This is a genomic window from Niveispirillum sp. CC-CTL257 (genome assembly GCF_059489915.1).
In genome coordinates this window covers 744,032-760,279 of record NZ_JCAJXE010000003.1, presented here as the reverse complement: position 1 = coordinate 760,279, position 16,248 = coordinate 744,032, and the positions used below count along the sequence as shown (strand labels likewise).

7 protein-coding genes are annotated in these 16,248 nt (G+C 62.9%); 6 read left to right on the top strand and 1 reads right to left on the bottom strand.

What is annotated here, in order from left to right; all coding sequences use genetic code 11:
* Positions 1-319: 319 nt before the first annotated feature.
* The 4 genes from ABC729_RS20065 (at position 320) to ABC729_RS20050 (ending at position 8,891) form a co-directional block, all read left to right on the top strand.
* Complete coding sequence (locus ABC729_RS20065) at positions 320-3,706, top strand: TonB-dependent receptor (protein ID WP_495609377.1); 3,387 nt, start codon at positions 320-322, stop codon at positions 3,704-3,706.
* Between the two features lie 103 nt (positions 3,707-3,809).
* Positions 3,810-5,360, top strand: coding sequence for a tryptophan 7-halogenase (locus ABC729_RS20060; RefSeq protein ID WP_495609376.1), 1,551 nt, complete (start codon positions 3,810-3,812; stop codon positions 5,358-5,360).
* The gene (locus tag ABC729_RS20055; protein WP_495609375.1) at positions 5,357-6,820 is read left to right on the top strand and encodes a tryptophan 7-halogenase; all 1,464 of its coding nucleotides are present in this window, start codon (positions 5,357-5,359) and stop codon (positions 6,818-6,820) included. Before ABC729_RS20060 ends, ABC729_RS20055 begins: the two co-directional genes overlap by 4 nt.
* Positions 6,821-6,866: 46 nt before the next feature.
* Positions 6,867-8,891, top strand: a complete 2,025-nt coding sequence (locus ABC729_RS20050; protein ID WP_495609374.1) for a glycoside hydrolase family 97 protein — start codon at positions 6,867-6,869, stop codon at positions 8,889-8,891.
* Between the two features lie 74 nt (positions 8,892-8,965).
* On the opposite strand, the gene ABC729_RS20045 is transcribed toward ABC729_RS20050, so the two are convergent.
* Positions 8,966-11,914: a TonB-dependent receptor gene (locus ABC729_RS20045; RefSeq protein WP_495609373.1), complete on the bottom strand. Its 2,949-nt coding sequence runs from the start codon at positions 11,912-11,914 to the stop codon at positions 8,966-8,968.
* Positions 11,915-12,400: 486 nt separating this feature from the next.
* Between ABC729_RS20045 and ABC729_RS20040 the strand changes: the two genes are divergently transcribed.
* Positions 12,401-14,779, top strand: a complete 2,379-nt coding sequence (locus ABC729_RS20040) for a glycoside hydrolase family 2 TIM barrel-domain containing protein (protein WP_495609372.1) — start codon at positions 12,401-12,403, stop codon at positions 14,777-14,779.
* Positions 14,780-15,007: 228 nt separating this feature from the next.
* Positions 15,008-16,102: a branched-chain amino acid aminotransferase gene (locus tag ABC729_RS20035; protein ID WP_495609371.1), complete on the top strand. Its 1,095-nt coding sequence runs from the start codon at positions 15,008-15,010 to the stop codon at positions 16,100-16,102.
* The last annotated feature ends 146 nt before the right edge of the window (positions 16,103-16,248 follow it).

Sequence of the window (16,248 nt, the reverse complement as noted above, 5' to 3'; positions counted from 1 at the left end):
AGCCTAGCCTGATCTACAGGATTTTGCTGCATCTGCTTACGCAAAATTTGCATTGATATTGAAGGATTTGGGGGATTGTTGAAGGCAGATTATAGGTTTGATCCTGAGGCTTTCTGGAGTTCTTGGTTAAAAAATATCATTTAAATCAATTATTTATCAATAATCCTTTGCCCTTGAAAATTTGCGCTTGCGCCTTACGCAAGTTTGCGCAAAATTACGCAAACAAGACGGTTGCTGTCCGGAAGGATCGCGGGTCGGCGCGCTGGATGCGCCGGAGCGAAGGGCGGCGGAAAAATCCGAAAAGGGGAGGAAACAGGAAGTGAAGGATGTGAAGACCAACCACAGCCGCGCGCTGTGGCTGCGCAGCGGCGTGTCGCTGCTGGCGCTGGCCCTGGTCGGCGCGCATGGCGCCCAGGCCCAGACCGCCGCAGAACCCAAGACCGAAGCGGCCCCGGTTCTGGAAGAAATCGTCGTGGTCGGCGTGCGCGCCGCCCTGGAAAGCGCGCTCGACATCAAGCGTAATGCCGGCACGGTAGTGGATAGCATCACCGCCACCGATATCGGTGCCTTCCCCGACAAGTCCGTGTCGGAAGCGCTGCAGCGTGTGCCGGGCATCACCGTGTCCCGCCTGCAATCATCGGATGACAGCACGCATCCGTCGGGGGAGGGGACGTCCGTCCTGATCCGCGGCCTGACCCAGGTTCGCACCGAATTCAACGGGCGTGACAGTTTCTCCGCCGACAGCTATCGCGGCCTGAACTTCAACGACGTCTCGCCCGAGCTGATGGCCGGCGTCGACAGCTACAAAAACCAGACGGCGGACATGATCGAAGGCGGCATCGCCGGCACGGTCAATCTGCGCACGCGCCTGCCGTTCGACAGCGACGGTCTGGCCATTGCCGGCAACGTCAAGGGTTCATACGGTGACCGGTCCAAGAAATGGACGGGTGAATATTCCGGCATGATCAGCAATGTCTGGGAGACCAATGCCGGCAAGTTCGGTCTGCTGGCCAACCTGGCGCGGTCCCATGTCGTGACGCGGACCGAAAGCGTCATCATGGACAAGATCGACACCTATTGTTCCGCCGGGGCCGTCGATGCCTCGGGCAAGGCCATCATCGGGGCCGACGGCGCGGTGGGCTGTACCCGCAACCCGTTCGGGGGCACCGGCTGGGCCTATATGCCCGACGGCATCCGTTATTCGCTGGTCGATTATGACCGCACGCGGCGCGGCACCTCGCTGGCCGGGCAGTATGAGAATGACGATGGCAGCTTCCAGGCCACTGTTCAGTATAACCATTCCAAGTACCATAATGCCTGGCTGGAAAATGCCAGCCACGTGATCCTGGACGGCAATGCCTATGGTTCGTCCGCCTTCCGGGTGCGCGACACCAGCGTCATCGGCCCGGCCACGGGGTCACCGGCCCTGAAATTCGGTGCCGATGGCATGCTGGAAAGCGGGCTGCTGACCCAGGGTCACGGCAGCTGGCGCGGGTCGTGGGACAGTTTGCAGGACGCGATCAATACCGGTTCCGCCGTGCCCGGCAAACCGTTCGTGAATTATTGCGGCAACGGTGCCTGCAGCAGCACCACCCTGCAGGACGGCCTCTATTTCCAGAATGAGGCGCGGAATTTCGACCATCGTGAAGGCACCAAGGACCTGTCCTTCAATGTGAAGTGGGATGTGAATGATCGCCTGCACACCAGCTTCGATGTGCAGCGGATCACGGCGTCCACCACCAATGACGATATCCTGGTCGCCACCGGTTCCATGGCCGATATGCAATATTCGGTCGGCAAGGACGGGGTGCCGAATGTTGTGATGAAGCCGGGCTCCAACGTGAATTATGCGCCGGGCGGCCTGTCCAACCCGCATAATTACTGGATCCCCTTCATCCAGGCGCACCTGGAGGATAATGAGGCCAAGGAGACGGCCGTCCGGGGCGACGCGACCTATGATCTGGATGCGGGCGATGGCTGGCTGAATTCGTTGAAGGTCGGTGTGCGCCATGCCGACCGCAAGCAGACCGTGCGCTATTCCACCTTCAACTGGACGCCCGTCGCCGCCAGCTGGAACTGCAACGGCCCCGGCTTCAATGCCGACAGCACGGGCGGCACCTATCCCGCCGGCTGCGGCAATGGCCAGCCCTTCAAGGGCTATGGCACCGGCATCTGGGATACGGTCAATCTCGGTGATGATTTCTTCAATGGCGAGGTCTATCCCAATGGCGATCTGGTCTATCTCAGCCGGGACGTCCTGAAGGATCGTGACCGGCTGGTGAAGTCGCTGTCCGGTCCCAACACCAACAACCCCGTCTCGCCGGGTTGGGTGCCGATCTGCGACCGTCCGGGCCTGCCGTCGGGCAGTTGCTTCCTGCCGTCCGAAGTGATGCATGTGCAGGAAAAGACCAATGCCGGCTATGCCATGCTGCGTTTTGGCGGCGGCGACATGACGATTTTCAACGGCATCACGGTCGACGGCAATATCGGTGCCCGCATCGTGGAAACCAAGATCAACAGCCAGGGTTCCGTGGGCTTCCCCACCGATACCGCCCTGCGCGCCCTGCAAGGCACGCCTTGCGGATCGACCCTTCCGCCGGGCGCTGTCGTCAATCCGGCCTGTTCCCTGACGCCGGCCATCCTGGCCTTTGCCAACGGGGCAGGCACGGAAAATGATTTCAAGACCGATTACACCAACGTCCTTCCCAGCTTCAATGTCCGCTTCGGTCTGGATGACGATCAGTATATCCGCTTCGCGGCGTCCCGCGCCATGGCGCGGCCGGATTTCGGCCTGCTGCGCAACTTCGTCTCCATCCAGTCGCCGGTGATCGACACCACCGCCAGCTCCCCCTATCTGGTGAAGAACGCTTCGGGACAGGTGACCGGGTATAATTTCGTCTTCCGGGCTGAATCCGGCTATGCAGGCCTGAAGCCGCTGAAGGCTGATCAGTTCGACCTGGGTTACGAATATTATATCGGCAAGAGCGGCCTGTTCTCTGTCGGCGGCTTCTACAAGAAGCTGCGCAACTCCATCTCATACGGTGAGTTCGTGCGTGAATTCACCAATGGCAGCTCCACCCAGACCGTGATCATGCGGGGGCCGCGCAACCAGAAGGGCGGGGGCGAACTGTATGGGTTCGAAACCTCGTACCAGACCTTCTTCGACTTCCTGCCCGATTTCTGGAACGGGCTGGGCATGCAGGTGAACTACACCTATGTCGAACAATCCGGCATCAGCAACTCCAATTTGGTGACGCAGGGTGCGCTGGATGCCGGCGGTACGGGCGGCTTTGGTGCCGGTCTGGACGTGTCGGGTGGGCGCGGCGCGGTGATCGATAGCCACAAGCTGGCCGGGATTTCCAAGCACACCTACAATATTGTCGGCCTGTATGAGCAGGGGCCGATCGGTCTGCGCCTTGCCTATAACTGGCGGTCGCGCTTCCTGACCAACAATCTGGATTGCTGCATCGGCTTGCCGGTGTTCCAGAAGGCGGCGGGCTTCCTGGACGGCTCCATCCGGTACTCGATTTCCGAGAACCTGGAAATCGCCCTGGAAGGCACCAACCTGCTGGATACCAAGACGATCTATCAGCAGCAGATCTTTGGCGACAGCGCCGTCACGCCAGGGGCCAAGCCTGTCTATAAGGATGCCAACTGGGGCAAGGCCGACCGCCGGTTCCAGGTTGGTGCCCGCGTGAAGTTCTGATCCTCCCCAGGGGCGCCGCTTCTCACTCCCTCCGCGGCGCCCCCTTTTTTATTGTGGCCGGTTGATGCGATACATCACCCGGCGGGGCACGGAGCGTCATCGGATGCGGGTACAAGCGGCAAAGCGCCTGCGGGTGGTGATTGTCGGCGGTGGCACGGCGGGCTGGATGGTGGCGTCCGGTCTGGCCAAGCTGTTGCCCGCTGATGCCTATGACCTGACCCTGATCGAAAGCGATGAGATCGGGACGGTCGGGGTGGGAGAGGCGACGCTGCCCCATATCAAGCTGTTCAATGACCGGCTGGGCATTGACGAAGCCGAATTCATGCGCGCCACCGGTGCTACCATCAAGCTGGGGATTGAGTTTGTCGGCTGGAACCAGCCCAGCGACCGATACATCCACCCGTTCGGCGTGTTCGGGGAACCCTGGGCAGGGGTGGATTTTCAGCATCACTGGGCCCGCGCCCGCCTGTCCGGCATCGATGCCGGGTCCTTGCAGGATTATTCCTTCGCCGTGGCCCTGTGCCGGGCTGGTTTGTTCGATCATCCCGTAGTCGATACGCAATCGATACGATCAAGTTTCTCCTACGCTTATCATTTCGATGCCGGATTATACGCCGAATTCCTTCGTGCTTGGGCCATCGCGCGCGGCGTGACGCGGGTGGAGGGGCGGATCACTGACGTGGTGCGCGACGGGGAGAGCGGGCATGTCACCCGCCTGACTCTGGCATCGGGCGATGGGATCGAGGGGGATTTCTTTGTCGATTGCAGTGGCTTCCGCTCCCTGCTGGTCGGCGGGGCGATGCAGGTGCCCTGGTGCGACTGGTCGCACTGGCTGCCCTGCGACCGGGCGCTGGCGGTGCCGTCGGGGTCGGTTACGCCGCTGACCCCCTACACCCGTGCCACCGCCCGCAAGGCGGGTTGGACCTGGCGCATCCCGTTGCAGCACCGGATCGGCAATGGCTATGTCTTCGCTAGCCGCTGGTGCGGGGAGGAGGAGGCGCGGGAGACGTTGCTGTCGGCGCTGGCCGGCCCGGCGCTGGCCGAACCACGCCTGTTGCGTTTCGCCGCCGGGCGACGGGCGCGGGCCTGGGAGGGCAATTGCGTTGCGGCGGGACTTTCCAGCGGCTTCCTGGAACCGCTGGAAAGCACGTCGATCTTCCTGATCCAGGCGGCGATGTTCGATCTGGTCGGGCTGATGCCCCGGCCCGGTGGCGGGATTGATCCGCGTCTGGCGGCGGAGTTCAACCGCCTGTTCGAAATCCATTACGACCGGGTGCGCGACTTCCTGGTCCTGCATTACATGGCCAACAGCCGGCACGGGGAACCGTTGTGGGACCATGTGCGCAGCATGGAGATGCCGGACAGCCTGATGCACAAGCTGGACCTGTTCCGCGACGGGGCGGCAGCGCCCGATTACAAGCTGGGCCTGTTTTCGCGCGACAGCTGGCTTTCGGTGTTCGAGGGGCAGGGGGTGATGCCGACGGCTTATGCAAGGCTGGCCGACCATTTGCCATTGCCGGAACTGGAAAGGCGGTTGTCTGATTTGCGCGGGCGCATCCGCGACGGGCTGTCGGGCATGCCGGCCCATGCCGATTTCATCGCCCGCCATTGCGCGGCACCTGATCATGCCGGATCACGGGGGAATGCCGCATGAACCAGCCCATCAATCATCTGGTCATCGCCGGACGCGACGCGCCCCTGTGGCTGACGGCAGCGACGCTGGCCCGCGCGCTGTCGCCGTCCGGCCTGCGGATCACCATTGTCGAACTGCCGGCCAAGGCGGGGCCGGGCGACCTGCATGCCAGCCTGCCGGCGTTGGAGGCCCTGCACCATCAGTTGCGGTTGAATGAAAAGGGGCTGCTGGCGCGGGTGGGGGGGGGCTATACGCTGGGCTGGAACTTCGCCGATGCGCTGGGTTCCGTTCCACCCTTCCTGCACCCGTTCGGCGCGTTGGGCTCCCCCATCGGGGGTCAGGATTTCTTCGCCCATTGGCTGCGCGCCCGCCGCCATGGCTTGTCGGTGCCGCTGGAAGATTTCAGCCTGACAGCGGCGGCGGCCCGGCAGGGGCGGCTGTTCATTCCCGACGCGGAGAGCGAGGAATATGGCCGCAGCGACTACGGCTATCACCTGCCAGCACTGGCCTATGCGGCGGTTCTGAAGGAGTTGGCCGCTCGTGCCGGCGCTGCGGTGATACCGACGCATGGCCTGTCTGTGGTGCGCGAGGGCGGTTTGATCACCGGCCTGATGCTGGAGGATGGGCAGCGCGTCGAAGGGGATTTCTATCTGGATGTCACGGGCAGCGATGCGCAGTTGATCGCCGGGCCGAAGAATGGGCTGGAGCCCTGGGACTTCCCGGCCGACCGCGTGCTGACGGCGCGGGGACCGCGTATGAAGGTGCTACCGCCCTATGCGGAAGTGCGGGGCTTCAACCAGGGCTGGATCGCGCTGCGCCCGGCACAGTCGGGCACTTATCTGACGGCGGTCTGGCGGTCCGGACCGGGAGAGGCGGATGTGCTCCGCCGCGTGCCGCTGCTCTGCGGTTTCGCACCGGAGGATGCGGTGGGGCGGGGCAGTGCGCCCGGATTGCGCGCCAGCACCTGGGACGGGAACTGCGTGGCGCTGGGGCAGGCGGCCGTGCGGCTGGACCCGCTGCATGATCTGGATCTGCTGGCCTTGCAACAGGGGTTGCTGCATCTGCTCGCGCATTTTCCCCGGCATGGCGGCTTCCGTGCGGCACAGGCCGAGTATAACCGGCTGACGCGGGCGCATTTCACGCATCTGCGGGATTTCCAGGCGATGCATTACCATCTGGCGCGCCATACCGGCCCGTTTTGGGATGCGGCGCGCGACCTGCCTTTGTCCCCCGACCTGTTCCATCGCCTGTCGCTGTTCCGGGCGCGGGGTGAACTGGCCCCGTGGGATGAGGATGACCTGGCCCCCGACAGTTGGCGCGCCTTCTTTGCCGGGCACGGTCTGGTGCCTGATACCTATCCGCCCGCCCTGGATCTGCTCCCGGCGGAGGAGTTGAAGGCGAGGCTGCGCGCCATGCTGGGCTTTGTGAAGACCCAGGTCTTGCGCCAGCCCACCCATGACGCCTATCTGATCAATGGTTAACGACGTGCGTTTCGACAGTTTTCATGCCAGCAAAGAGGCCCCCCTGATGCATTTTCGTTCCTTGACGCTGTTTTCCTCGCTTGTTGCCCTGGGGGCCGCAAACCCGGCGCTGGCCGCTGACCGTGAATGCGCACAGTCGCCGGGCAAGCTGATTGAGCTGTGCGTCTTCGTGAAGGAGGGGCAGGCCTTCTATGAGGTCAGCCGCAAGGGCACGCCTGTGCTGGCACCCGGCGCACTGGGCCTGGGTTTCAAGGGGGAGGCACCGGTCCGGTACAGCGCCATCAAGGGCGTGAAGCGGGCGGCATCGGACACAAGCTGGGAACAGCCCTGGGGCGAACAGCGGCTGGTCCGCGATAATCATACGGAAATGACGGTGACGCTGGCAGGGGATACCGCGCTGAACGCCAGTGTCAATGTCAGCTTCCGCCTGTTCGATGATGGTATCGGCTTCCGTTATGATTACAGCGCCATTCCGGTGGGCCAGGCCGTGGAGGTGGTGGGCGAGCGCACGCAGTTCCGGCCCGTGGGCAATCAGGTCGCCTGGTGGTATCAGGCGCAGGGTGAGGAGCGGGACGAGTATCTTTATACCAAGACCGACGCGCGCCGCATCACCACCGCCGAAACGCCCCTGACCCTGAAGGGTGACAATGGCTTGCACCTGTCGATCCATGAGGCGGCGTTGGTGGACTTCCCCTCCATGCTGCTGTCGGGTGACGGGGCAGGGACCCTGACCGCCAAGCTGATGCCCTGGCCCGACGGGGTTCTGGCCCGCAAGACGGGGCCGTTCACCACGCCCTGGCGCACCGTCCTGATCGGCGACAGTGCGGCGGCGCTGGCCGACAGCCGCATCACCTTGAACCTGAATGAACCCAACAAGCTGGGCGATGTGTCCTGGTTCAAGCCCGGCAAATATGTCGGCATCTGGTGGGAGATGCATCTGAACAAGTCGACCTGGGGCAGCGGGCCGATCCATGGCGCCAATAACGCCAATGTGAAGCGCTATATGGATTTCGCGGCCAAGTACGGGTTCACCGGCGTGCTGGTGGAGGGCTGGAACAAGGGCTGGGACGGTGACTGGATCGCAAATGGCGACCAGTTCAGCTTCACCCAGGCCTATCCTGATTTCGACCTGCCAGCGCTCGCCGCCTATGGCAAGGCAAAGGGGGCGGGCCTGATCGGGCATCATGAGACGGCGGGCGCCGTGGTCAATTATGAGCGTCAGTTGGACGATGCCATGGCGCTGTATCAGAAGGTGGGCGTAGACCGGGTGAAGACCGGCTATGTCAAACATAGCGGCACCATCTTGGACGAAGCGGGCGGCCAGCAATGGTTTGCCGGCCAGTATATGGTGCGCCACCATCTGAAGGTCGTGGAGACGGCAGCCCGGCACAAGATCGCCGTGAATGCACATGAACCGGTGAAGGATACAGGCCTGCGCCGCACCTATCCCAACTGGGTCAGCCGCGAAGGCGCGCGGGGTCAGGAATTCAACGCCTGGGGCAAGCCCACCAACCCGCCAGAGCATGTGACCATCCTGCCCTTCACCCGCATGCTGGCCGGACCGATGGATTACACGCCCGGCATCTTCGATGTCGTGCATGGCAAGGACAAGCTGGAGGCACGGGTACAGTCCACGCTGGCCACGCAGCTGGCGCTTTATGTCGTGCTGTACAGCCCCGTGCAGATGGCCGCCGACCTGCCGGAAAATTACGAGGCCCGGCCCGATGCGTTTCAGTTCATCCGCGATGTCGCGGCGGACTGGGAAACGTCACGCACCCTGCAGGCGGAAGTTGGCGATTATGTCGTGGTGGCCCGGCAGCCGCGCGGCGGCAAGGACTGGTTCCTGGGCGGCGTCACCGATGAGGAGGCCCGCAAACTGACCCAGAAGCTGGATTTCCTGACGCCGGGCAAGCGGTATGAGGCGCAGATCTATGCCGATGGGGCGGGGGCCGATTACAAGACCAACCCGACCGCGTTGAAGGTGGAAAAGCGGGTGGTGACGTCGAAGGACAGCCTGGACCTGGACATGGCACCGGGCGGTGGTGTCGCGATACGGTTCAAGGCGATGTGACCGATCACGCATTGAAAAGAGAAATGCCGCCGGCAGTGATGCCGGCGGCATTTTTTGTTGAGTTATTGGAGCGGTCAGAAGCGGACGTTCACACCGGCGGTGACGGTGCGGCCGATTTTGGTTTCGAACAGGGTGTCCTGGCGCTTGCTGTCGATATACAGGCGGTTCTGTTCATCGGTCAGGTTCTGGGCCTCCAGGATCAGCTTGATCTCCGGCGTCACATTGTAGGACGCGGCGGCATCGACATAGAGGGTGGGGGCGTTACCCTGGAGATCGCTGCCCGGAGAGGCCGGGATGCCGCGGATGAAGCGATCGCGGTAATTGGCCGTGGTGCGGATCGAGAAATCCTCATCCTCGTAATAAAGCGTGCCCGACATGGTGTTCTTGGACAGGCCGATCAGGTCTGCCGTCGTGGTCACGGTGGGCACACCGCCAGCGGACGCCAGGATGTAATTGATCTTGGACGTGACGCGCGTGTAGTTGGCCAGCACACCGAAATTGGCCCAGACACCGTCCAGGAAGGTGAAGGGGATCTGCGCGTTGATTTCAAAGCCCTTCAGCGGGCCGCCCGGCGTGTTGAAGGGGCGCGAGACGGTGAAAATTTCCGTCGGCGCGGTATTGGACCCGGCCAGCAGCGCGTCGGGCAGGCCCAGATCGGTGAAGGGCACCTGGGAGCTGACCGACTGGATGAAGCTCTTGATATCCTTATAGAAATAGGCGACCGAGAGCAGGGAGCCGGGGCGGAAATACCATTCGGCGGCCACATCGAACGTATTGGCGCGTATCGGGTCCAGGAACGGGTTGTTGACATTGCCGATGCGGGTGACCGGGTTCACGCCGCTGGTCGGCGTCAGTACACCCAGTTCGGGGCGAGCCAGCACCTTGGCCCCCGACAGGCGCAGCAGCAGATCATCGCTGGCCTCATATACGACATTGGCCGACGGCAGCCAGTCATCATAGCTGTTCTTGGCTTCGGAGAAGCGGCCAATCAGATTGGTGGGCGAGGTGGTGCCGGCCGGCGGGGCGACGGCGATGTAGCCGGACGCCAGCATATTGGTCTTCACATAGCGAAGACCGGCATCGCCACGGATCGGCAGGTCCGCGCTGTTGTATAGATCGAAGGTGCCCATCAGATAGGCGCTCTTCACCCGTTCGCGCACCCGGCTGTTGACGCCGCCACAGGTGTAGTCGCAGGTGCGGATGCTGTCGGTGTCGAACAGATCGGCGAACTTGGCAGGGTCGATGGCGGCCCAGCTATTGGGCGCGTTATCGCCCCACAGACCGTCCAGACCATTGATGCTCCTGGTTATGGAGGACAGGCTGGTGCCCGTGGGCAGCGCCCTTACCGTCACATCGGCCGGATATTCACGCAGCGAGGTGAGGTTGTAATCACTTTCACGGAACTGGCCGCCCGTTTTGATCACGAAACCATCGGCGACGGTCCAGGCGAAATTCAGCTCTGTGGTCAGATTGTCGGTGCGCTGCATCAACGGGCGGCCCTGCGGGCTGAACCCGCCCAGAACGGTGCCGTCGGCCTGTGACGGGGCGTAGGTGAAGTTGGCGGGGTTGGAGACGTCGAAACCGAAGCCCAGCTTGGGTGTGGTGCTGCCATCGCGGAAATCGATGGAGAAATTATCGGTGTCGATGGCGTCCATGAAGGTCTGGAACCGGCGCTTGCCGTCTAGTTCCGACCGGTTGAAGCCGACCAGGCCCGACACTTCGAAACTGTCGCCGAAGCGATGTTCGAAATCGAGATTGGCCTGCTTGAAACTGGACACGAAATGATCGACCAGACCTTCGGAGCGGACATCGACGCCGTCAAACAGGCCATAGACCAGCGAGCCGTTCTGATCGAACTGGATATCGCGCACCGACACCATGGGCTGGCCATTATTGGTGATGGAGCGGGCGAAGGAGACGGCGGCGATGTAATTGTCGCGGCGCGTCACGTCGAAGCGGGAATAGAGCGTATCGATGGAGATATCGGTATCTTCATCGGGCTTGTACTGGAAAGTCAGGCTGGCACCGACGCGTTCCTGATCCTGGGTGGAATTCAGATAACGTGGCAGGCGCGGCAGGAAGGCGCCGGAACCGGGCGTGTTGGGCTGATCCGCGCGGCGCAGGGCCTGGATGGTATTCCAGGCGGCCAAGGTGCCGGTGCGCGGATTGTTGGTGGAGCACATCGTATCCGTTGTGCCCTTGGCGGCAGAGACGGCGGGATAGACGGGCGTGACGCCGATGGGCGCGCAGAACAGGCCATTGGCGCTGGCCGACAGCAGGTCCACGGCGGAATAGCCGACCTCGCGGATATTGCGCTGCTGATAGGAGAGGGAACCCAGGACGCCGAACTGTCCCTCATCCCCGAACTTCTGCGAGATGAGCACCGATCCGCGCGGGTCCACCTTCTTGGAAACGCCATTATAGACGCCCTTGGCCGTGGCGGTGAGGACGCTGTCCTGTCTGAAATCGAACGGCTTGGGCGCGCTCAGATCGACCGTGGCGCCCAGCGACCCTTCCTCCACATCGGCGGACGGCGTCTTGCGCACAGCCAGGGCCGAGAAAATCTCGGTCGAGAAGACGTTGAAGTCGAAGGAACGGCCGGCATTACCGGCACCGTAGATGTCGGACGAGCCGGTCTGCGACGTGCCTTCCATGCCGTTAACGCGCACGCGGGTGAAGCCGGCGCCCAAGCCGCGCACCGAGATGTTGCGGCCTTCGCCGCCATCGCCGCGCGCCAGGGCCACGCCGGGCACGCGCTGCATGCTTTCGGCTAGATTGCTGTCGGGGAACTTGCCGATATCTTCAGCAACGATGGCGTCAACCGCCGCCGCCTCGTTGCGTTTCAGGTTCAGCGCGCTGTTCAGCGAGGCGCGGAAACCGGTGACGACAACTTCTTCCAAACTGTCTGTAGCAGGCGCAGGTGCGGTTTGCGCTGTCGCCGGCAGGGCCGCCGCCATGGCGACTGTCATTGCCAGAAGCGAGGCTTCCAGGCAGTGGGACTTGAAGGCACGGTGCTTGAGCATTTCCATTTTCCCTATGAAAGTTCCTTCAGGTGGTCCCTTGACCGGGACCTTGTTCGGCTTGTTCTTTCCGGCTTTCACTCCGATCCATCGCCGCCCGATGATGGCGGGCGGTGGTCTCTGGCGGCCGCGTGGGGCGGCGCGCGAACCATCAACTCTCCTTCGTTTTTGATACCGGTGTCTGTTGTGGAGAAGGTGGGGCCACCGGGTCGTTCTTTCTTGGATTCGGTCGGCGTCTGACTGGGATGCTAGTGACAGCCGGCATTTCCGGCGCTGGTGGGTTTAGTATGATTTATCATTACATCCCATATTGTGCGATGTAATATCATATAGTATGAGCTGTCAAGGGCGACAACGCATGCGTGAGACGGAAGTGCAGGGCCGTCTGTCATGTGTGAGGTGCGGTCCTTACGCCCTGACCGTCGGGTCCGGGACGACGACAATAAGGGCTGGCAGGCATCTGCACGGCCGATAGCTTGGGGATTGGAAATGCGCGGAACGTTGATGGGGGCCGGAACGGCCGTTTTGCTGGCGGTTTTAAGCATTGCCAGCGCTGGCGCAGGCGAGATGCGGGTGTTTGACGCCGACTGGCACTTTGCCCAGGGCGACATTGCCGGGGCCGAAAGCCGGGAGGGAGCCGCCGCCGACTGGACCAAGGTGGACCTGCCACATGATTGGGCCATTGCCGGGCCGTTCGACCAGTACGCACCGGCCACGGGTTCGGGCGGGTTCCTGCCCACCGGTGTCGTCTGGTATCGCAAGGGCTTCACCCTGGCTTCATCGGACAAGGGCAAACGGGTTTTCATCGAACTGGACGGGGTGATGGATCGCGGCGGCGTCTGGATCAATGGCCAGCATGTGGGCCACCGCCCCAATGGCTATTCCAGCGTGCGGTACGAGATCACCGACCATCTGAATTTCGAGGGCGAGAACGTCATTGCGGTGCGGGCCGACACCTCGCACCAGCCGGCGTCGCGCTGGTATGCGGGCGGTGGCATCTATCGCCATGTCCGGCTGCTGCTGACCGGGGATGTGCATCTCGATGGCTGGGGCACACGGGTATCGACGCCGGTTATCACGCCAGGTGCCGCCGATGTGGCCGTGGAAAGCGCCATCATTAACCGGGGCAAGGCGGACCGGCAGGCCTATCTGGCCGTCACCATCACGGGGCCGGACGGGCAGATTGTTTCGACCAGCCGGGGCGACGCGGTGACCCTGCCGACGGGCAGGCCTGTGAAACTTTCGGCCCAGGCCCGCATCACCAACCCGGTCCGCTGGGATATCGGTCAGGGGAACCTGTACAAGGCGGACCTTCGGATCATCGGCGATGATGGCAGCGTTCTGGAGACCGATAACGCCCGGTTTGGCGTGCGGGAGATGGCGTTCAAGGCCGATAGCGGCTTTTGGATCAATGGCCGCAATGTGAAGCTGAAAGGTGTGGCCATCCATGCCGATGGCGGTGCCTTTGGGATGGCGGTGCCGCTATCCTTCTACGAACGACGACTGCGCGGCATGATGGCGTTGGGCGTCAATGCCGTGCGCACCGCCCATCACCCGTTTGGCCCGGAATTCCTGGACCTGTGCGACCGGCTGGGCCTGGTGGTCATGAATGAAGCGTTCGATATGTGGACGGTGGCGAAGAACCCGCAGGATTACCATCTGTTCTTCACCGACTGGTCGTCGTTGGATGCGCGCGACTTTGTGAAGCGTGACCGGAACCACCCTTCGGTAGCCATTTGGTCCATCGGCAATGAAATCCACGACACGCCCTATCCCGTGGTCGCGAAATCGATCATCGAACGGCTGAAGGCCATTTTCCATGCGGAGGACCCGACACGGCCCGTGACCATGGCCCTGTTCCGGCCCAATACCACGGGCGACTATAAGAACGGTCTTGCGGATCTTCTGGATGTGGTAGGGCAGAATTACCGTGAGGCGGAACTGACCCAGGCGCACAAGGATAAGCCGTCGCGCATGATCATCGGCACGGAGAATTCCAAGAACCGGGGGTCCTGGCTGGCGGTGCGTGATTACGCGCCCTATGCCGGCATGTTCCTGTGGACGGGGGCCGATTATCTGGGTGAGGCGGACAGGGCCGGTTGGCCCTTCATTTCCAATCCGTCCGGTCTGGTGGACCGCACCGATATCGTGAAGCCCATCGGATGGGAGCGGGCATCCTGGTGGTTGGACACACCCATGATCCGGTTGGGCCGACGGGTGACGGAACAGGTGGACACATCCGAATTGCCCACCATGGTCGGGGTCGCCATGCCGCAGCCCAAGGGGCCGGGCGTGCTGGAGGACTGGACCCCCGCGCAGCAGGCGGGACAGGTGGAGAAGGTGGAGGTAGTGGCCAATACGCCATTGGTCGAACTGTTCCTGAACGGCACGTCGCTTGGGCGCAAGCCACGCAATGGAGATGACAGCGCCATCCGCTTCGACGTGCCATTCGCGCCGGGTAGCCTGCGGGCCGTCGGCTATGACACGGCGGGGCGCAAGGTGGCGGAGCATGAGTTGCGCACCGCTGGCAAGCCGGCGTCGGTGCGGCTGGTGCCCGAACAAAAGCGCCTGCTGCCCGGCTTCGACCATGTCGGCTTTATCCGCGTGGAAGTGGTGGACACCAAGGGGGTGCGTGTACCCGATGCTGCGCATGCCTTGTCAGTACGGGTGGAGGGGGCGGGCGTTCTGACCGCCTTTGACAATGGCTCGCCCACCGATCACACGGCCTTTGCCTCCCCCAAGCGCAATGCCTGGAACGGGCGGGCACTGGTGATGGTGCGGGCGACGGCCGATAAGGGGAAGATCACGGTCACCGTGACCGGTGAGGGGTTAAAGTCTGGCAGCGCCAGCATCGCCGCGGGGGAGTGAGGCGATGCGCGTCCTGCCCGCTGTTCACCCCGACCCTTTGGCGAGTCGCGGCGGGATCGTTGCGGGTACCGCAATTATCTTTCCGAAATAGCGATTACCACCACCGGATGGCAGGGTGGCGACGGCGTCATGCCCAAAGATTGCGCTGGGGATGGACCCGGGGACAGGTTCGGTCCATTCTGCGGCCTTCCCCCTAGCGCCTTCCCAGATTTCGGAGAATAAGGGCAAATGAGTGCCAGCATCGAAATCCGTTCCGTCCCGCACCCCGCACCGACGCCCGCCGATGTCCGGGCGAAGCTGATCGCCGATCCCGGTTTCGGCAAGATCTTCTCCGACCATATGGTCACGGTACGCTGGTCGGCGGAAAGGGGCTGGCACGATGCGCAGCTGCGCGCGCGGGAGGCCTTCACGCTCGATCCCGCCGCCGCCGTTTTGCACTACGCCCAGGAAATCTTCGAAGGCATGAAGGCCTATCGCGGTGCCGATGGTCAGGTCCTGCTGTTCCGTCCGCTGGAAAATGCCCGCCGGTTCCAGCGTTCGGCCGAACGCATGGCCATGCCCATACTGCCGGAAGAAATTTTCCTGGACGCGGTGGAAACCCTGGTGCGCGCCGATGTGGATTGGATCCCCGGTGGCGATGGCGCCAGCCTGTATCTGCGCCCCTTCATGTTCGCCGATGAAAGCTTCCTGGGCGTGAAGCCGGCCGGCAGCTACATTTTCTGCGTCATCGCCTGCCCGGTGGGAGCGTACTTCAAGGGTGGGGCCAAGCCGGTCTCCGTCTGGGCCTCCCAGGATTACACCCGCGCGGCGGCGGGCGGCACTGGTGCTGCCAAGTGTGGTGGCAATTATGCCGCCAGCCTGATCGCGCAGGCCGAGGCCATCCGCAATGGCTGTGATCAGGTCGTGTTCCTGGACGCGGCCGAGAAGCGCTGGGTCGAGGAACTGGGCGGCATGAATGTCTTCTTCGTGTTCGAGGATGGCCGCGTGCGCACGCCGGGCCTGACCGGCACCATCCTGCCCGGTATCACGCGTGACAGCATCATCACGCTGGCCCGGTCGCAGGGCATGAATGTGGTCGAAGGCCCCTATTCCTTCCAGCAGTGGCAGGAAGATGCGGCGTCGGGTGCCTTGCGCGAAGTGTTCGCCTGCGGCACCGCCGCCGTCGTGTCAGCCATCGGCACCGTGCGCCACAAGGGTGGTGAATTCACCATCAGCGGCGCTGTCGAGGGGCCGGTGACCACCAAGCTGCGCGCCGGCCTGACGGCCATTCAGCGTGGGCAGGCGGATGACGCCCATGGCTGGCGGCACGTTGTCGCCATCTGAACCCTGCTGACGGGTCTGTTCTGTATCGAACGCCGGGTCCTGATGGGACCCGGCGTTTTTGTTTGTGTGGACTCAATTGCTACTCAGTGGCAGTTGGTGGGTCTCATAAATTTGCCCACGATCCCTATCCGCCCTATCGTCTGCTT